This window comes from Acidobacteriota bacterium (genome assembly GCA_016196035.1).
Lineage (GTDB): Bacteria > Acidobacteriota > Blastocatellia > RBC074 > RBC074 > JACPYM01.
Map to the genome: position 1 here is coordinate 119,153 of JACPYM010000002.1, position 19,067 is coordinate 138,219.

Annotated in this window: 13 protein-coding genes; 9 read left to right on the forward strand and 4 right to left on the reverse strand. The window is 58.3% G+C overall.

All coding sequences use genetic code 11. From position 1 onward, the window contains the following. Positions 1-335: 335 nt before the first annotated feature. The 4 genes from HY011_00590 to HY011_00605 all read right to left on the reverse strand — a co-directional run bounded on the left by HY011_00590 (position 336) and on the right by HY011_00605 (position 9,635). The gene (locus HY011_00590) at positions 336-971 is read right to left on the reverse strand and encodes a hypothetical protein (protein MBI3421424.1); all 636 of its coding nucleotides are present in this window, start codon (positions 969-971) and stop codon (positions 336-338) included. 281 nt (positions 972-1,252) lie between these two features. Continuing rightward, on the reverse strand, positions 1,253-6,472 hold the full coding sequence (locus HY011_00595) for a PAS domain S-box protein (protein MBI3421425.1): 5,220 nt from the start codon (positions 6,470-6,472) through the stop codon (positions 1,253-1,255). Between the two features lie 275 nt (positions 6,473-6,747). After that, entirely contained in the window at positions 6,748-8,556 is a 1,809-nt protein-coding gene (locus HY011_00600) for a nickel-dependent hydrogenase large subunit (protein ID MBI3421426.1), read from the reverse strand. A gap of 143 nt (positions 8,557-8,699) precedes the next feature. Further along, positions 8,700-9,635: a hypothetical protein gene (locus tag HY011_00605; GenBank protein MBI3421427.1), complete on the reverse strand. Its 936-nt coding sequence runs from the start codon at positions 9,633-9,635 to the stop codon at positions 8,700-8,702. A 642-nt stretch (positions 9,636-10,277) separates the two neighbouring features. Between HY011_00605 and HY011_00610 the strand changes: the two genes are divergently transcribed. The 9 genes from HY011_00610 (at position 10,278) to HY011_00650 (ending at position 19,067) form a co-directional block, all read left to right on the forward strand. After that, complete coding sequence (locus HY011_00610; GenBank protein MBI3421428.1) at positions 10,278-12,596, forward strand: SDR family oxidoreductase; 2,319 nt, start codon at positions 10,278-10,280, stop codon at positions 12,594-12,596. Between the two features lie 67 nt (positions 12,597-12,663). Continuing rightward, positions 12,664-12,909: a DUF4160 domain-containing protein gene (locus tag HY011_00615; protein ID MBI3421429.1), complete on the forward strand. Its 246-nt coding sequence runs from the start codon at positions 12,664-12,666 to the stop codon at positions 12,907-12,909. Further along, positions 12,881-13,153, forward strand: coding sequence for a DUF2442 domain-containing protein (locus HY011_00620; protein ID MBI3421430.1), 273 nt, complete (start codon positions 12,881-12,883; stop codon positions 13,151-13,153). The genes HY011_00615 and HY011_00620 overlap by 29 nt, the downstream gene beginning before the upstream one ends. A gap of 6 nt (positions 13,154-13,159) precedes the next feature. Beyond that, positions 13,160-14,317: an SDR family oxidoreductase gene (locus HY011_00625; protein ID MBI3421431.1), complete on the forward strand. Its 1,158-nt coding sequence runs from the start codon at positions 13,160-13,162 to the stop codon at positions 14,315-14,317. A 103-nt stretch (positions 14,318-14,420) separates the two neighbouring features. Next, positions 14,421-15,833: a polysaccharide pyruvyl transferase family protein gene (locus HY011_00630; GenBank protein MBI3421432.1), complete on the forward strand. Its 1,413-nt coding sequence runs from the start codon at positions 14,421-14,423 to the stop codon at positions 15,831-15,833. Positions 15,834-15,844: 11 nt separating this feature from the next. Continuing rightward, complete coding sequence (locus HY011_00635) at positions 15,845-16,147, forward strand: BrnT family toxin (protein ID MBI3421433.1); 303 nt, start codon at positions 15,845-15,847, stop codon at positions 16,145-16,147. Then, a complete protein-coding gene (locus tag HY011_00640; protein MBI3421434.1) occupies positions 16,128-16,478 on the forward strand; it encodes a hypothetical protein in 351 nt (116 codons plus the stop codon). Before HY011_00635 ends, HY011_00640 begins: the two co-directional genes overlap by 20 nt. Continuing rightward, a complete protein-coding gene (locus tag HY011_00645; protein MBI3421435.1) occupies positions 16,475-18,145 on the forward strand; it encodes an AMP-binding protein in 1,671 nt (556 codons plus the stop codon). The genes HY011_00640 and HY011_00645 overlap by 4 nt, the downstream gene beginning before the upstream one ends. Before the next feature lie 118 nt (positions 18,146-18,263). Next, positions 18,264-19,067, forward strand: a complete 804-nt coding sequence (locus HY011_00650) for an enoyl-CoA hydratase/isomerase family protein (GenBank protein ID MBI3421436.1) — start codon at positions 18,264-18,266, stop codon at positions 19,065-19,067.

Genomic DNA, 19,067 nt, shown 5'->3' on the forward strand with positions numbered 1-19,067 from the left:
GTCACTAAATTATGCGAAAACCGGCGGCTGGCCGTGTCTGATTCAGCCAGCAAAGCACCATTCTCTTGTGTGCGAAGGTAAACGCCCTTCTCTCCGCCCACAGTGGCTCATCAAATATTTATTATTTTCAGTTTGTGGCGCCGTCCTTTTAATTGGACAGCTTCGGTAGTTGGAACGGCGATGTGAAAGGTCTACGGGGAATTATGTGCCGGTTGATATTTGATGAGCCGTCCCCGCGCGTACTGAGCCTAGTGCAAAGCCAATCAGCCGCTTGGAAATAAGCCAAACCTGAAAACTTTGCACCAGCCTCGACGCGCTTACTAGCACCTAAAATCTTACGGAAGCGTTACAGAAGCAGGAAAATCTTTCTGCGAGACGGCAACACCGGTAGCAATTGCAGCACCACCCGCACCCGCCAACAAGGCGGCGATTGCCCCCGCGCCCAAGGAGCCGCCACCGCCGCCGCCACTGCCTTTGGCAACCAACGGATTACAACGGCTTCCTTTTTGAGAATTGACCGCTAAGGTGGCAGGCTCTTTGCCATCCGCACCAGACATCCCGGCAGGGGTCGTAATCGCGACCTTTACCCCAGCCGTGTTATTGACTACGGCATTGCCAGTCAGCAATTCACCACTGATTAAGCCGTCAGAAAAACGCACGACCATTTGCGCGCCCGGCGACAATTCAATGTGACCGAGCTTGCCCAGATTAACCGTGGCACTATTGCCTGACGTGCAAGCCACACTGATGCGGCTATCACTCAAGACCGTGGTACCGGTAATCGCGCGCTTGCCATTCAAAGTGACCGAGCCGTTGACGGTTAACTGCCCTTTCAGATTCGTCTCGTCTCCTTTTTCAGCAATTGCTTTCGGAGCAGTCCCTGCAAAGGTTGGTGAGGGCAAAGGAGCGCCAAAGCTGCACAGTGCCAACCCCAAGACGATAACTGCTAATCGTCGGAGTTTGTTATTCACGTTTCTTCCTCCAGAAGATGACCTGATCAAAGGTCAGGAACTAAGGGGCACGGGGATGCAAGAGGCGTTACTACTTTAGGGGCGCGCGCAGATTAGCGCAGAAGCATATCTTTTTCAAACTTAAAATTATCGTCCGGTGCCGCAGGGGGAATTTTTGTTAGGCACTACTCAGCCATTGGCACGCGCTCAGAGCAATTCCCCATCACTAAAGTTGCCAGCCGCGGAAAATTTCTTTTGCACGCGGGTCTTATTGCAAGCTTGAGCCCTTGAAAAAAACCACGCTACAATTCGATGCCAGCCTCACTCCGGCCCAAGGTACGCGCGACCATGCGCGCCAATTCGACCGGCTCAATCGGCTTCGCCAAATGTACCTGGAAGCCGCTTTCAAGCGCTTTCTGACGATCCTGGCTGCTGGCAAAGGCAGTGAGCGCAAGGGCGGGCGTTGCACCGCCTTCTTCGGCAGCAAGGGCGCGCAGTTTAGTGATGAAGACGTAACCATCTTCGACAGGCATGCCGATGTCCGAAACCAGGAGATCGGGCCGCCATGATTTCAGGGTGCGCAACCCTTCGGCGACGGAGCCGCCCGTGCGAACTTCGGCGCCGAAGCGGCCCAGCATTACCGAGAGAATCTCACGCGTATCGCGCTCATCATCCACTACCAGCACACGCACACCGCGCAAACTGCCCCCCCCGCGCAATTCAAGCGTCTCAGCATTGGGCGCCCAGAGTTCCTGCGCGGTCGTTTCGGCATTCGGTGTCGCCAGCGGCAAGGTCACCATAAAGTCTGTGCCTTGGTCTTTCCCCGCGCTGTAGGCGTAAATCGCGCCGCCATGCATTTCGACCAGCGATTTGACAATCGCCAAGCCCAATCCTAAACCACCATGCTGGCGCTTGGTTGAGCTGTCGGATTGCCGGAAGCGCTCGAAAACATAGGGGAGAAATTCAGGTTCGATGCCCTGGCCCGTATCGCTCACGATGAGCAAAGCGCGGTCTTCCATTTTTTCCAGTCGAACTTCAATCAGGCCGGCGGGTGGGGTAAACTTGACTGCATTTGAAAGCAGGTTCCAAACGATCTGTTTCATGCGCTCCGGGTCGCCTTCAAAGGGACCAACCCAGGGTTCCATCACCACTTGTAAGCGCAGGCTCTTGGCTTCGACCGAGGGCCTGATGGCGTCAATGGCCGCGTCAATCAACTCGCGCAATTCGCAAGGCTTTTTATCCAGGCGCAGCTTGCCGGTGGCGATGCGCGAGGCGTCGAGCAGGTCTCCCACCAGGTGGGCTTGCGATTTGGCATTGCGTTCGATGGTCGCCAAAGCGCGCTCAGCAGCCGTGCGATCCATTGTTCCGGCACGCAACATTTGCGCCCAGCCTAGAATGGCCGTGAGTGGCGCGCGCAATTCGTGCGAAATCATGGCCAGGAAATCGTCTTTCAACCGGCTGGCTTCTTCGGCTTCGCGGCGCGCGGCTTGTTCATTGGCGAGTAGCGCGGCACGGGCTGCTTCAGCCTTGCGCCGCTCGACGCCCAGAACGATTTGATCGGCGACGGCGGCCAAGGCATTGAGCGTGTCCGGTTTGAGTTCGTGCCTGGCAAACATCGCCAGCACGCCCAGCAACTTGCCTTGCGAAAGTAACGGATACCCGGCAAATGCGGATAAGCCTTCACGCGCGGCCCATTCTTTGTCGCCGACGCGCGGATCGTTCAGAACGTCGTTTGTCAGATGCGGCATTTTCTCTTCCGCGATCAACCCGATTTTGAATTGGCCGAGGGGGACGAATTGATGCGCGCCGTCGGTGTGCGTGTAAAGCCCCGCGCTGGCCTGTAATTCCAGCGTGTCGCCACTATCATTGACCAGCCAGACACGCGCAAAAGCCGCGTCGAGATGGCTGACGACCGCGTGGGCGCAACCTTGCAGCATTTCAGGCAACGTCGTTTCCAGTTGATTGAGGGCGCTGCTGATTTCGATGCGCAACGCCGCGTGCTGATTGGCGCGGGCGGCTTCGCGCGCTTGCAAGCGAGCGCGCTCTTCCTGTGCGCGTTGGCGCTCAAGTCCGAGCACCAGCGTGTCTGAAGCCGCGCCCAGCGCGCTGAGCACGTCCGCGTCGAAGGGTTGGCGCGCATAGATCGCCAGCACGCCCAGCAACCGTTCACCGGCCAACAACGGATACCCGGCGAATGAGTTCAAGCCCGCCTGCTCTGCCAATTCCTGCTCACTTTGCGCCAGGGGGCGCGTGTCCAGTTCGATCAGTACGGAATCGCTGTCGCCGTGTTCAAACAGTCCGACGGCGCTGTTGGAGAGCAGCGGTTTGCGCGCCTGCGCGATCTGGCCGATGCGCCCCGGCGCGGTCGTGGCCTGGCTTGGCACCGAAACGGCGCTAGCCGCCAAAACCGTAGTTCCCGCCGAGGCCTGCAAGTCCAATTCACCGCTCTTTTCGTCGCGCAGCCAACAACGCGCCAGTTCGACCTGCATTTTCTCGACCACGATTTCCAGCGCCTGGGCGAGCAATTGCTGCGGACTGGCAGTGACATCGGCCAGCGCTTCTGAAAGCGCCAGCCGCAAGGCGGTTTGGCGGGTGAAGCGTTCCTGGGCGCGGCGGCGCTCGGTGATGTCATTCGCGATGGCCAGGTAGCCGGTGAGTTCGCCTTGCGCATCGCGTAAGGCCGAAACCGAGAGATTGACCGGCAGCCGCGCGCCATCTTTGCGCAGGTACGTCCATTCGGATTCGTTGGACTGCTGCAAGCGCGCTTTGGCAACCAACACGTCAAAGCCCGGCGCGAGGCGCTGCTCCAACTCCTCCGCCAGTGTTTGCGCGCGTTCGGCCAGTTCGCTGGGGTCGTGCAAGATCACGAGACTCTGTTGCCCGATCAATTCGTCGGCGTGATAGCCCAGCAACTTTTCGGCGGCTGGATTGAAGGTCGTAATCACGCCGTCGGGCGTGGTCGCAATGATCGCGTAGCTGGCGAAATCGAGGATGGCGCGCTGCACGGCGGTCGCTTCGAGCACGGCCTGTTCGGCCTTTTTCTTGGCCGTGATGTCGTTCTCAAAACCGACGAAGTGCGTCACCGCGCCCTGCGCATCGCGCACCGGCGAGACGGTCAGTTCATTCCAAAACAGCGTGCCGTCTTTGCGATAGTTGCGCAGCGTAATCGTGCAATCGCGCCCTTCGTTGAGCGCTGCGCGCAATTCAACCAAACCCGGCTGCTCGCGCTCTGCGCCTTGCAAGAAGCGGCAGTTCTTGCCGCGCACTTCGGCGGCGCTGTAACCGGTGGTGCGTTCAAAAGCCGGATTGACGTAGATCAATGGCATGTCGGGCGCTTGAGCATCCGCGATCAAAATCGGAAAAGCGCTAGCTTCGAGCGCGCGCATATTCAGGCGCAGTTTTTCTTCGGCCAGTTTGCGCTCGCTGATGTCGCGGATGATGCCCGTGCGCAGCCGTTTGCCTTCGCGTGTAAATTCATTGAAAGAGACTTCCAGGGCGACCTCGCGCCCGTCACGATGCAAACCGCGTAATTCAACGCCCTGCCAATCATAGCCGCGCTTGGTCGTGCCGTTGGTCGCTGTGGCTTTGTGAATGTGCTGATCGTAAGTCGGCATCAGCTCAGTCACGTTACGCCCGAGCAAGGCTTGCGCTTCGTGGCCGAACACGCGCGCCACGGCGGGATTGGCGAATTGGATCGTGTCTTCGTCATCCACGGTGACGATGGCTTCGCCGGCAGTGAGCGCCACGTTGCGGTAACGCTCTTCGCTTTCCTGAATCTGTTGCTCCATCCGGCGGCGTTCGGTGATGTCGCGGATGATGCCGGTGAAATAATGGCGTTCTTCGCGTTTGAATTCGCTGAAGGAGAGTTCGATTTGAATTTCGTGCCCGTCCTTGTGCAAGGCGGGCACTTCGATGTGGCTCCAATTGAGGCGCTTTTCGCCGGTCGTCAAATAGTGTTTGAGTTCAGCGGCGGAATCGCCTTTTTCCTGCGCGGGCAAAAGCAAGGTGAGCGGTTGGCCGGCCAGTTCTTCGGGCGTGTAGCCAAACACCCGTGTCATCGCCGGATTGGCAAATTGGATCGCCACCTGGTCATCCACGGTAAAGATCGCTTCGGCGGCGGTCAGCGCGACATTGCGATAACGCTCTTCGCTCTCGCGCAGTTTGACCTCGATGCGGCGGCGTTCGGTGATGTCGCGGATGAAGGCGGTATAGAGCACCTGGCCTTGCTGCTTAAACTGGCTGTTCGAGATTTCGACCAATACCTCGCCGCCATCTTTGCGCACCGCCATCGTTTCCTGCCGCGACTCGGCCTGCCGCAATTTGCCCGTGGTGACGGGTTGGCGTCCGGCTTCGGCTTGGCCGTGGTGCGGCAATAACAGGCTGACCGATTTACCGATCAACTCTTCGGGCCGGTAACCGAAGACGCGCAACGAGGCGGAATTGACAAAGCGGATGGTGCGGTCGGCATCCATCGTCAAAATCACATCTTGCGCCGTTTCAGCCAGCGCGCGGTGGCGGCCTTCGCTGTTGTGCAATTCCTGCTGAATGCGCTGCCGCTCGCTGATGTCGCGAATGACGCTCATCAGCAACAACCCGTCTTCGGTGACGATGGGGCGCTGGGTAATCTCGGTCAGGAATTCGCGGCCATGCGCATCCAAGACATAAAATTCGATTTGCTGCGCGCGCTCGTCCGCATTGCGCAAAATCAGCGCGTTGCGATTCTCTTCCTGGGGTTCGAGCAGAGCGCTGAGGTCGCTGAGATTAGCGTCGGCGCCGGAACTGGCGGCTGCTTCTTCGCCAGTTTTTTTGCGGTAGCGTTCGGGTACCAACAACTCTACGCTTTGGCCGAGCAGGGCTTCGCGGTTGTAACCAAACAGCTTTTCGGTTTGCGAATTGATCAGCACGATGTTGCCTTCCTGATTGGCCAGCACGATGGCATCCGGCGCAAATTCGAGCAACTCCTGAAAGCGCGTGCGCGCCGAAACCAGGCTGTCAATCAAATGCCGCTGCTGGCGCATATCGCGCGCCACGGCTAGGACGCCCGTGATTTTGTCCTGTTTGTCGTGCATCAAGGTCAGCGAGAAACTGACCGGAATCACCGTGCCTTCAGGTGGCCGCACATCCACATCCAGCGTGACGCTGCGCCAGCCATTGGCCATTTCCATCAGCTTCCAGGGCGTCGCCGGAAGTTCTTCGTTGTTGCAAACGACCGAGAGCAGACGGCCCAAAATGGCTTCTTCGCTGCACCCCAACAGCGCTGCCGCCGCCGGGTTGGCGCGCACGACGCGGCCCGCGCGGTCGGTCAGGAATAACGCCTCCGACATCGAAGAGATGATCTGTTGCACCAGATCGCGCGTCTCGGCGATTTCGGAAGCGCGCCGCTCCAATTCAAATTGCGCATTGGTCAGTTCGGCATACGCGCTTTGCAGATTGGCGAACATATCCGGCCAAGCCGTCTCTTGTTGCAGCTTGTCCTGAATTTCAGTCTCGTTGTTTTTGAATTTCCAACTGGGCAATCGCATGGGCAACCTCCTCAAAGAAGATGCTGGATGTTAGATGCTAGATGCTAGAGCGGATGCTAGATACTAGACACGGAAGCGGGATGCCGGAAGCGGGATGCCGGAAGCGGGATGCCGGATGCCGGATGCCGGATACCGGATGCCGGATGCGGATGCCGGATGCCGGATGCCGGATGCGGATGCCGGATGCGGATGCCGGATGCCGGATACGGAGGAAACCTGAGTTCTCCGCCATGAGCCTCTTCCTAGCATCTAGCATCTAGCATCTAGCATCTTTTTTACGGATCAAAACTGCGGATCGTCCGCATTAAGTCAATGCCGGTAAATTCGTCCGGTTCGGTGAACTCTTCCAGGATGGGCGTATTCAGCAAGGCCGCTTCGATGGCGCCCAGCGCGCTGTAACAATCGCGCGGCGACGCCAGCCAATTTTGCGGCGTGCTCAGTTGGTAGTTAAGCAACTTGCCCTCAGCAATCAATAGATGATGCAAGGCGGGGCCGCGTCCGCTTTCCCAAAAACCCACACCCATCGCCGCTTTTGGCACGTGGTAACGCACAGAAAGTTCGTGCTTGCCGGGGCGGCGCAAGTAATCGAACCCCTGCAATAACATTTCAAAGGCCGCCATCGCGGTGTAAGCCGTTTGCGCGGCGCGTGCGCGCACGCGCTCCAATGTGTTGGGTTGCGCCGGAAGCTGCCAGCAAAATTTGAAGGCCGGCAGTTGAAATTTCGGCAATTCGATTTCCAGCCCCTGCTGCGTCACCTGGATAAATTCACTGGTCAGCCGGTCGGCCAAGGCCGTGATCCACAATTGCGCCAAGGCGCCGGTTTCGACGGTTTCGCGATCCCAACGCGGCGCGGTCAACCAGGAATAACGCCCCAGCCAGGCGCGCGTCGCCGGTTGCGGCAGGGTCTGTTTGTTCCAGGGATGATAGGGCGACAACGGCGCGCCCGCCGGGTCTGCGTCACAATAATCGCCCGCCCAGGGCTGGTAATAAGAGTGCTCGACAAACTCCTCCACGCCCAGGTTGAGTTCGGCCAGCCGCGTCGTCCGTAACGCGCCACCGATGACAACGCCAGGCGTCAGCCAACGGTGTTCGCCCCAGGCGCTACAATTTTCATAACTGGCGTCGTAATGCTGCGGGTTATCCCACAGCCCGGCGCTCAGCAAGTTGGCCCGCGTCTGGCCCAGACGCTTGAAGCGCGGTTCGCTTTCGAGCAGGAAATTGATGAGGTCATTCCACAGCGCCAGCACGCGCTTGGCAAAATCCACCAATTGATTCAGCCGGCCTAGCACCTGCGTGAACAGCTCTTTGTCCGCCACAATCCCGATGCCACCCGGATACAGCGTGGTCGGATGCGGGTATTTGCCGAACAGAATGGCCGTCAGTTCGCGCGCCGTGCGCAGCAATTGCCAGGCCTCGCTGTGCAAATGCCCTTGCAGGCGATTCAAGCCCAGCATAATGCTGGCAATCGTGGGCATCCCGTGCAGCAGCGCGCCGGGCGCAGCCGACTGCTGAGCCTTGCGCCAGAGCGCCGGATTCGTGCGGCTCATCACGGCCTCTGAATAGTCCGGCCCCGATAGCATGAAAAGGCTGTAGAGGTTATTGGCGATCAGTTCGGCGCTTTGCCCCAGATTGCGCAGCAGCACCACCAGCGGCGGCGGCACTACGCCGTAAGCCATCTCCAACGCCATGATTGAGGCAATCGTTTGCGCGCCGCTGTCACGCCCACAGGCCCGGCTCGCAAAATGCGGCGCATCGGAAGGGTGACGCTGCAACAGCAGCGGTTCGTATTCGCGCAACAAGTTCATGCTCAGCCGCGCATCCCAGACTTTGCGCTGCACCAGATCAACCACGCTGTAAAGACCCAATCCGCCGCTGGTTTGCGTCAGCGTAGAAACTTCAAAGGTCTGCACTTCCTGTTTTTGACGAAGTTCCTGAATCACCTGCGCCCGCAGCCGCGCCTGTTCGCGCCGCTCAGCGCCGTTGGCCACCACGAATGGTTCCGGCCACACGCCTTCGCAAAGCGAGAAACCGCCCTCAGCCGCACTGCGAATGGGCAAGTTGTCGAAGCGCAGCTCAGACGCCAACCCGCTTACCGTTCCTGCTTTGGTTAGCACTGCTTCGTGAAAACCCAAGTCTTCCCCCTGTCCCTACTGGTCGGAAGCCGCGCCGAAGCGCTCGCTTGATGAATGGAGGCCTGCTGTTGTTTACAGCCAGGCCCCGTCAGGCGCTACGCCGCCACTACGTCAGGCCGCGCGAACGGCAAAGAATGGTCGGCAAAATTGCGCTCGGTGCAGGCAATGCAAGCGCCGCCCACCCGCGTGCAACCACCCAAACCGCGCATCCAGCCCTGGTCTGGCACCGGGCACGCCGCTTTGGCCGGACGCACCGCGTCGTAGGGCACATCCGGGGGATAATCGGCGCGCGGCGGCAGCGGATAGGTCGTTTTGTTGAATAACCAGCGGGGTCGGTGGTGCTCATCCAATTCAAGCGGCACCAGATGCGCCAAGTGCAAAAAGACGTACAGCAGCGTTTCCACCATCCACTCGCCAACAGGGGCACAACCCGGCAGGTGCACGACCGGCAAATCGCCCCGGCTGCGAAACTGCTTGCCCAAAACGTCGTCAATGCCTTTGACCGCGCCGCCCGGTACCGTCTCTGACGACAGCGCGGCAGGCAGCCCGCCGAAACTGGCGCAACTGCCCACGGCCAGCACGGCCTCGGCGCGCGGGGCCAGCAATTGCAACCACCCCGCCGTCGTCATCGGCTGGCCCGTGCGATCAACGCCAATTTGCGCAAAGCTCCCGTTCAATCCAGCGGGTTCTTCGTGCAAGGCTCCATCCAAGACCAAGAGAAACGGTTGCAATTCGCCGCTCGACGCACGCCGCAAGAGCGTTTCGTAGCTCTCGCCCGGCTTCCAGTAATTTTCATAAACGGGCAGCAGCGACCCCGTTGACCGGGATGGATTTTTCATTTGGGAGAAGTAGTGCGGGCCGAATTGCGGATGAATCAGCGCGAGCCGCGGCGCGTCCGGGAGGTTGCCGAGGAGCAAATCTTCCAGGCTGGGTTCCGCCGCACCCAATAATGCTTGGGTACAGCCGTCGCAACCCGCACCTGAAAGCCAAATCAGCCAAGCCGTTTCAGAAAAGCCATTCCCTTGTCTCATACCACCGTCACCTTGTTCGCAGCCACTATCGGCGTTGAACGAATCCAGAAGCAGGCCCAAACGCTGGCTAACCCACTGGCCAGAATACCTGCACGCCCTTACTTTGGAGAATTGCCGACGAGAATTGCCGGCGCAGCCCGGGAAAGTCGGGCGCGATTATAGTCCGGTCATTTCCGGCGTGGCAACTTAAACTTTTGCCGCGACTTACTCTTTGTACAGCGGACGGCCAGTTCGCTGTCGGGCGGGGCACAACGAACGCTGACCGAAATGATAATCTCCCTGCCATGTTCTGAATTGCGCGCCCCCAGCGGACTGGCCGTCCGCTGTACAACCCCAATTTGACTGAACTTCCGATTTCATGTCTCATGCAAGTTACGGATTGAGGCGCAGACCTCAACATAGGCACAACGCTAAACAACATTCCAATCGGGACAGCAAGCAAGGCATAAACGTGGCATCGCACACGGCTTTTGACCCAACACCGAGGTGCGCAAAGGTTCGACGGCTAATCCGCTGGGCAGGCTTTGCATTATGCGCCCGGCAAGACACAGACAAGACGCCAGCATCAACGTGAACGCATCCTCTAAATCACCGGGTCAATGCCCGCAGCAAGTTCTAGCGCCATCCACGGCGAACCACCCTTTGGCGGAGCCTTCCCGGCGCTGTCCGACAGACGGTGTTTACTGGCGCGCCGAAGGCAGTCTGCTCAATCTCAGCGCCGTCCGCCCGATTGGCTTTTTCACCTGGAATTCCCAACGCTTTTCTGAACGCTGGTTGCGGCGCGGCGGCCTGATGCTGTCGGCGCTGGTGCGACCGCTGCTCTATGCCGCCAACCGCAAATTCGCCACGCGCTGCTTGCACACCTTGCTGCGCGGCATCAGCCAGGATCGCCTGGATTTGCTGGGCGAGGAATACTTCCACTATCACGTCAAACCGCAACTCAAACCGCAGGGAGTGGCATCGCTAAAAGAAGCGCTGGCGCGGGGCGAAAAGATCATTCTGGTCAGTCAGGGTCTGGATCACGTAATGCGCCCGCTCGCTGAACACCTGGGCGTGAAATATCTGCTAACCAATCGCCTGGAATTCCGCGACGAATTAGCCACCGGACGTTTGCGCACACCCGTCATCCGCCCGCGCCAAGTGCTCGCCCGTTTTATCGGCAGCAAACCCGATGGCCGCTGGTCGGAGGAAAAACTCACCACCAAACTGGCTTACCCGATTGAAAGGCTGCGGCGCGCCGTGATGCCAACCGCGCGCCCGCTTGCGCCCTTGGCAACGCCTGCAGTCGTTTATGACGCACATCAGCAACTCGACCGGCTTTCGCCGAAAGAATCGTTGGCCGGCAAAAATGTTTTGCTCATCGGCTTCACCGGTTTCATCGGCAAGGTCTGGCTGGCCAAGCTGCTGCGCGATTTGCCCGAAATCGGCAAGGTGTATTTGCTCATCCGGCGCAACCGTTCCAACAGCGCCGTCCGCCGCTTTGAAAAAGTCGTCGAGGACTCGCCGCTCTTCGACCAATTCTATGAACAATATGGCGAGAAACTGCCCGACTTCCTCAGCGAAAAAGTCGAAGTCGTCGAAGGCGATGTCAGCCAGCCAAATCTGGGTTTTGACGAAGCGACGCGCTTGCGCTTGCAACGCGCTCTGGACGTCATCGTCAACAGTTCCGGCTTGACCGATTTCAATCCCGATCTGCGCCAGGCACTGGCAATCAATGTGGATGCGACCGTGCAGATGCTGGATTTCGTGCGCGCCTGCGACCACGCGGCGCTGCTGCACCTTTCGACCTGCTATGTCGTCGGCTTCCGTGATGGCCGCGTGAATGAGACGTTGAAACCGAACTACTCGCCAAAAGCCATCCCCGATTTCGACGCCGCCACCGAACACGCCGCGCTGCACGATCTTGCCAAAGAGATCGAAGCCCGCAGCGAATCCGAAGAAGTCACCGAACAGCTCAAGCAACAAGTCCGCGCCAAAGGCAAAGAGCTGAGCGACACCGAACTGGCCGCGCAAATCCGCAAACAGCGCCAACGCTGGGTGCGTTACGAATTGACCGAAGCCGGGATGAAACGCGCGAAGGAATTGGGCTGGCCCAACACTTACACGCTGACCAAAAGCATCGCCGAATCGCTCATCGTCAAGTTAGGCAGCGATCTGCCGATTGCCATCGTGCGGCCCTCGATTGTCGAAACGTCCACGCACGATCCATTCAAAGGCTGGAACGAAGGCGTCAACACGTCAGCGCCGTTGTCTTACCTGCTCGGCACCTTCTTCCGCCAACTGCCCTCGAATGAAAAGAAATGTCTCGACATCATCCCGGTTGATCTGGTGTGCCGCGGTATGATTTTGATCGTGGCGGCTCTGATCGAACGGCGGCACGCGCCGCTTTATCATCTGGCGACCTCGGCGATTAACCCTTGCGACATGCGCCGTTCCATCGAATTAACCGGCCTGGCGCACCGCAAGTATTACCGCGCCCAGGATGATTTCGATCACCGCCTGAAGCTCTATTTTGATTCGATCCCGGTGACGAAAGAACGCTACGAATCGTTCTCAGCGCCGCGCCAAAAACAGGTGATCAAAGCGCTGCAACGCATCGTTTCGCCGCTGCCGATGTGGCGCTCGCCATTGGTACGCAGCGAACGCGACCTGGATCGCGTCGAGAAATTGATTGAGTTGTACGAGCCTTTCATTTTGCATAACGACCACGTCTTCGAAGCGAAGAACGTGGAGATTCTTTCCGCCGCGCTTCCTGTTGCTGAACAAGCGGCGTTCGGCTATGACGCCAGCACGATTGATTGGTGGGATTACTGGATCAACGTCCACATCCCGGCACTGCGCAAATGGTCGTATCCGCTGATCGAAGGCCGCCCGCTCGAAAAGGACGAAAGTCGTCCGCTGCGCACCTTTCAAATGCCAACGCCAGCGCTCAAATCCGAGCCGAGTTTGGCAGCGAAGTGAGTGCCGTTTGCCGGGAAGCCAACATTGCGCTGAATAAGCACCAAGGCAAAATGACTGGGGCAAAACGATGCCAACGATTAAACGTAGTGGCTCTTACCGGTTCTACTTCTTCAGTCACGAACCCAATGAGCCGCCGCATATTCACATTGACCGTGACGACCTATCGGCTAAGTTCTGGCTGCAACCGGTCAGCTTGGCTCGCAATTTCGGATTCACTGCGCGCGAGTTGAACAAGTTGCAAGCACTCGTCACTCTTAATCAAACTGAATTTTTGGAGGCTTGGAATGGGTATTTTAGCGCTGGCGGCGGATGAACGCGTGGTGAACGTTTCCTTCACCAAAAATGAAATAAGTGTGCGGTTGCGGGATGGCCGCACTATCACAGTGCCGCTCGTTTGGTATCCGCGTTTACTGCAAGCAACGGTTGCTCAGCGCAAGAATTGGCAGCCTTGCGCGGGCGGCTACGGCATTCATTGGCCTGACATTGATGAGGATTTGAGCGTGGAAGGACTTTTGCGCGGCGCACCGGCTCCGCACGGGACGCTAACCACCGCCTGAATAGCTATGGCAATTTTCCTGACCGGCTCGACCGGTTACGTAGGCGCGCACGTGGCGGCGCTCCTGCTTGAACAACACCCGGATCACCTCAACCTGCTGGTGCGTGCCAAAGACGTGCGCGCGGCTGAGCAGCGGCTGTGGCAATCATTGCAACTGCACCTGGATTTCCCGCGCTTTCACGAATACCTGCAAACGCGCATCAGCATTTTTTGCGGCGACCTGACCAGCACGCAGTTCGGCTTGAATGACGCCGATTACGAGCGGCTGGTCAGCACGACCGATTCGATCATCCATTGCGCCGCCTCGCTCAACCGCAAGAGCGAAAAGGTCTGCCTCAACACCAACCTGCGCGGCACGCTCGAAGTGCTCAAGCTAGCCCGCGCCGCCCAAGACCAGCACGGCCTGCGCCGCTTCAGCGATGTCTCGACCGTCGCCGTTGCCGGTCACCGCAGCAACGAAGCCGTCGGCGAAGACGAATCCATTGACTGGAACCGTAGCGATTACGACCCGTATGCGCGCACCAAAAAGTTTTGCGAACACATGGTCAACGAATTGCTGCCCGATGTGCCGCACACGGTCTTCCGGCCCAGCATCATCCTCGGTGATTCACGTCGCGCCGAGACAACGCAATTCGACATGGTGCGCTCGTTCGTCTTTCTGGCGGGCTTGCCGGTGCTGCCCTTTCGCCCGACGGACAAGATAGACATCGTCAACGTAGATTTCGTCGCCGAATCCATCGTCACGATTCACCAGAAAGAAAAGCCGCTGCACAACATCTATCACCTGTCATCCGGCACCGGCTCACAGACGTTCAAAGAACTGACCGATGCCCTTTCGCAAGCGCGCGGCAAAGGCGGGCCGATTTACTTGCCCGCGCTCGAAAAGCCGTTCGCGAGTGTGAACAATTGGCTGGCCGACAACATGCGCGGCAATGCCATCGGGTTTGGCGCGACCTTGTTGAAGGTGTTTATTCCGTATCTGGTTTGGAACACGGTCTTCGACAACACGCGCATCTGCCGTGAGACAGACAAACAACCTGCGCCGTTTTCGGCGTATAGCTATCCCTTGCTGAAGTTCAGCAAGGCGGGCAATTTCACGTATCCGTACAAGGAGTGGCCGCACAATGTTGGACAAGCTGCCAGCTTGTCCGCAAGCGTGGCCTAAGACGCATCACGCGAGGCGGAACTCCCGGCCTCAGGTTCCAGCGATTAGCTGAATCGCCGGAACCTGAGCAAGCTGGCAGCTTGCCCGACACCGGACATCAACTATGAGCATGGACATCGCTCTCGAAGCCTGGGTCGCAGGCATCATCGAGTGGTCAAAATTGAAATGGATGCTGGGCGCGGGCCATCGCTGGCAACCTGGCGACAAGCTGAAGCTGCTCTTTGCTGGCTATAACGGCACGCGCAACACCGGCTCCGACGTGCGCGTTGAAGAGATGATCCGCCAGATTCGCCACGTGATTGGCGCGGACAAGTGCGAGTTGAGCGTGCTCACGCAGGACTTCAACCTGACCGCAGGCTATTTCAAAGACACGCGGCAGGTCTTGCTGCCGCAGATTTTCCCGCCGATGCTGGCGCGCGAAATCCCCAATTTCGACGGCGTCGTGGCGTGCGAAGGCTCGATGTTCAAGAGCAAATTCGCCAACGCGCTGACGACGATGATGGCGGGCAGTTTGGGCATTGCCGCCGCGCAAAACAAAATCAGCATCGGGTATGGTGCCGAAGCAGGTCACATGGATTCGCATCTGGCGAAGTTCGTCGCGCGTTACTGCCGCGATTCGCTGATCATCACGCGCAATCCCGAATCGCAGGAAGTACTGGGCAAACTGGGCGTCTCCACTGAACTGGGCGCGGATACGGCGTGGACATTTGAATCGTTGCCGCTGACTTACGGCGAAGCTGAATTGCGCAAGCACGGCTGGGACGGCGTGACGCCCGTGCTGGTCGTTTGCCCGGTCAATCCCTATTGCTGGCCGGTGCGCGCTTCGGTAGCGAAATTTGTCAGCAACAAACTGACCGGCGCGCACCAAGACAGTCACTACCGTTCGATTTATTTCCACGAAGAAGGGCCGGAAGTTGAGCGCAAGTTTGAACGCTACCTGACCGCGCTGGCGAACGCGGTGGCGCTCTTCCGCCGCGACAACAACGTCTTCGTCGTGCTGGCCGCGACTGAGAAACTGGACACCGAGGCCTGCCACAAGATCAGCGCGAGGTTGGGCCAGGTGCCGGTGTTCTCTTCGGCGAATTACAACATGTACGAACTGGTCAGCATCCTGCGCAGTTGCCAAATGATGGTATCGTCGCGCTTCCACGGCATCGTGACGTGCATGGAAGCGGGCGTCCTTTCGGCGGGCGTGACGATTGATGAACGCATCCGCAACCTGATGACCGAACGCGGCCAGCCGGATTTGCTGTTGACCGTAGACGATCCTGACCTTGAAGAGCGCCTGCTCGTTATCCTGGGCAAACTCAGCAAAGAAGGCGAAGCGATCCGCGACGGCATTTACAAAACGGTAGCGAAGAATTTGAAGGTGATGGCGCGCATGGGCGTGTACTTTGAAGAGCACCTGCAACGCCGCTATCCTGAATTCCCGATTCGGCAGGGCGTGCATTCGTGGGAAGAGTATTTGCCGCCGTTGGGTGTAAACTTGCGCAAGTTGCTAGAAACCTACGAATAAGAGGGATGCCAATGAGTGTAATCTTTGGCTTGCGTGGTAACGAGTTTGAATGGGATGAAACCAAAGCATTCAGCAACGAAGAAAAGCACCAGGTGTCTTTTGAGACAGCCTGTGAAGTGTTCTTCGATCCATTAGCGCGTTATGGCGACGCTTCGGTGGAACACGAGCGGCGTGAGTTCGTGCTCGGATGCACCTTTGAGCATGACGTGTTATTGGCGGTTTATGTTGAGCGTGGCTATCGCACGCGCATCATCACTGCGCGAGCAGCAACGCGCGCGGAAAGGAAGCGATACTATGAATCAAACCGAGACTGAACAACTGGAAATCCAGCAGGACGAGGACACGTTGGTTACCGAAGAAGGATGGGTCTTGCGCTTTCGCGCACGCGAGGAAGAAATCGTCCCCTTGGCCTTGCCGGTTGAAGCCTTAGCCAAAGTGGATCGCATCGCTGCACGCCGCTCGATGTCACGTAAGGCTCTTTTACGACTCTATATTGGAAAAGGGTTACGAGAAGACCTGGCCCGCACATATACGACTGAATTACTGGCCAACACCAAACAAGTGCTTTCGCAACATCTGAAATCTGAAGAAGAGGTAGCTGCGATTCTGCAAGAAATTCAAACTGCTTCCGCCGCAAAAGCATGAGCTTTCTAGAAATCATTTTCGACCGGCTCAACCAAACGCGGTCCCGCGCGGTCATCCGCGAAGTGCGCGACGGACAGTTCGTCACGGCGACTTGTAGCGAGTTCCTCGCACAGATCAAGGCCGCGCGCACCTACATTCGCCAACTTGGCTTGAGCACGGGCGACCGTTGCGGGTTGCTCGCGCCGAACAGCATCCGCTGGGCCGCGCTCGATCTGGCGTTGATGGCCGAGGGCGTCACAGTCGTGCCGCTCTATGCGCGCCAGGCGCCGAATGAGTTGGTCAATATGCTCAAGGATTGTGGCGCGTCGCTGGTCTGTTGCGCCGACGAAGCGTTGCGCAACGGCATCGTCGAGCATTGGCCGGAGATGCAAGCGCGACTGCCGCTGTTTGGAGAAATCTTCGCCACTGCGCCGGATGCCAACATCGCCGACAAACCCGCTGAATTGAGCGAGAGTCACATCGTCACGATCATCTATACGTCGGGCACGTCGGGCGAACCCAAAGGCGTGATGCTGAGCGTCAAGAACCTGAATCACATGGTTCCCTGCACCGGTATGCGGCTAGATCAATTGATGGAAGGGGAAACGGAAAAGTCGCCCGATCAGGTCTTCCACTACCTGCCGCTTTGCTTTGCGGGTTCGTGGATTTTGTTGCTGACGGCCTTGTCACGAAACAGCCTGCTCACGCTTTCGACCGATCTGAACAAGCTGGCCGATGAGTTGCGGCTGGCCGCGCCGAATTATTGCCTGAACGTGCCGACGCTGCTCGAACGCATCCGCACCGGCGTTGAAAAGCAAATCAGCGAAAAGCCCGGTTTCGTGCAAACGATCTATCGCAACGGCAAGGCCGCCTGGTTGCGCAAGTATGAAAACCAGGTTGGGTGGCTGGACGAGTTTTGGATCGGGTTGGCGCATTGGCTGATCTTCGCCAACATCAAAAAGAAGATTGGGGCAAACCTGCGCTGTTTGATTTGCGGCTCAGCACCGCTCAACAAAGAGACGCAGTTGTTTTTCATGATGCTCGGCATTCTCGTGCTGCAAGTGTACGGTTTGACCGAGACAACCGCGATTTGCACAATGGACGACCCGCGCGATTTCACGCCGGGCCGCGTAGGCCCCACGATTCCCGGCATCGAGATGAAGCTGGGCGAAGACGACGAATTGCTGGTGCGCGGGCCACACATCTTCGCCGGCTATTGGGACAGGCCCGAAGCAACGGCGGCGGCAATGCTGCCTGATGCGGATGGCGACTGGTTTCGCACGGGCGATCAGGGCGAAGTGGATGCCAAAGGCAATTGGGCCATCAGCGGACGCATCAAGGCCCTGCTCATTCTGCGTTCCGGCCACAACATCGCGCCGGAACCGATTGAAGAGAAACTGGCCTTCCGGCTGCCCACCGCGCAGCAATGCGTCGTGCTGGGCAATGATCGCAGCTTCCTGACAGCGCTCATCACAGGCGAAGTCACCCAAGCACAAGCCGAACAGGCCGTCGCGGCGGTCAACGAAGAGTTGCCGCATTACAAACAAGTGCTGGCGTTTCATCTGGAAAAAGAACCGCTGACGATTGAAAGCGGTTTGTTGACGGCCAACGGCAAATTGCGCCGCGAGGCGATTGCCAAACACTTCGCGTCCGCGATTGACGCGCTGTATCGCGCGCAGAAAGGTTAGGGGAATGTTCACGCTCGGATTGGTTTGCGTTTTCGTTTCATTCATTTTGGTGATTATGGGCCTGATGGCCTGGGGCAATACTTCGGACGAGAAGAAGGACGAATAAGAACCGCGATTTATGCAAAGCTTCAACGGCGAAACGCTCTCCTGGGAATTAAAAGACGGCTGTATTGAATTGGTCTTGCAGCGCGAACCGGCCAACGAGATCGGCCTGCAAACGCTGGCCGAGTTGGAGCAGTTCGTCGCCGCGCACGAGACGCTGAAAGACCAAGCCCACGCGCTCATCATTCACAGCACGGTCAAGGCTGGTTTTAGCGCTGGTGCCGATTTGCGTGATCTGTATCGCGGCGCAAGGGAGCTTGGGTTTGCCCACGCGGAACCGCAGGTGCGCGACTTTCTCACGCGCATCCACGCGGTGATGAATGCGCTCGACGCCTCGCCGCTCACGACGATGGCGGCGGTGCACGGCGTCTGTTTCGGTGGCGGCTTTGAATTGGCACTGGTTTGCGATCTGATCATCGCCGACAAAATGGCACGCTTTTGTTTTCCTGAGTTGCGGCTCGGCTTGATTCCAGGCTTTGGCGGCATCCCACGGTTGAAGCGCGATCTGGGTAATGCTTTGGTGCGCGACCTGCTGTTGACCGGGCGTAGCTTGAATGCGGCACGTGCTCAGGCAGTCGGCTTGGTCAGTCAACTTGTTGGTGAAGGCGATGCGCTCAAAGTCGCGCGCTTCACCGCCGCACAGGTCAAGAAATTCGACCGTGCGACCAGCGCCGCCGCCAAGCAATTTCTCAAACCGATTCCCTATGCTGAATTGCAGCAAGAGATCGAGATTTTTTGCAATCTATTCACGCAACCTGCGGTCGAGGCTGGCTTGCGCAAATTTGTCGAAAGTACTGACACGCTACCATACTTACCTTAA

What these genes read in the sequence shown, in the direction of transcription:
- HY011_00650 (MBI3421436.1), top strand. Translation starts at nt 18,264, where the DNA reads ATGCAAAGCTTCAACGGCGAAACGCTCTCCTGGGAATTAAAAGACGGC.
- HY011_00630 (MBI3421432.1), top strand. Translation starts at nt 14,421, where the DNA reads ATGAGCATGGACATCGCTCTCGAAGCCTGGGTCGCAGGCATCATCGAG.
- HY011_00595 (MBI3421425.1), bottom strand. Translation starts at nt 6,472, where the DNA reads ATGCGATTGCCCAGTTGGAAATTCAAAAACAACGAGACTGAAATTCAG.
- HY011_00615 (MBI3421429.1), top strand. Translation starts at nt 12,664, where the DNA reads ATGCCAACGATTAAACGTAGTGGCTCTTACCGGTTCTACTTCTTCAGT.
- HY011_00645 (MBI3421435.1), top strand. Translation starts at nt 16,475, where the DNA reads ATGAGCTTTCTAGAAATCATTTTCGACCGGCTCAACCAAACGCGGTCC.
- HY011_00625 (MBI3421431.1), top strand. Translation starts at nt 13,160, where the DNA reads ATGGCAATTTTCCTGACCGGCTCGACCGGTTACGTAGGCGCGCACGTG.
- HY011_00605 (MBI3421427.1), bottom strand. Translation starts at nt 9,635, where the DNA reads ATGAGACAAGGGAATGGCTTTTCTGAAACGGCTTGGCTGATTTGGCTT.
- HY011_00640 (MBI3421434.1), top strand. Translation starts at nt 16,128, where the DNA reads ATGAATCAAACCGAGACTGAACAACTGGAAATCCAGCAGGACGAGGAC.
- HY011_00620 (MBI3421430.1), top strand. Translation starts at nt 12,881, where the DNA reads ATGGGTATTTTAGCGCTGGCGGCGGATGAACGCGTGGTGAACGTTTCC.
- HY011_00635 (MBI3421433.1), top strand. Translation starts at nt 15,845, where the DNA reads ATGAGTGTAATCTTTGGCTTGCGTGGTAACGAGTTTGAATGGGATGAA.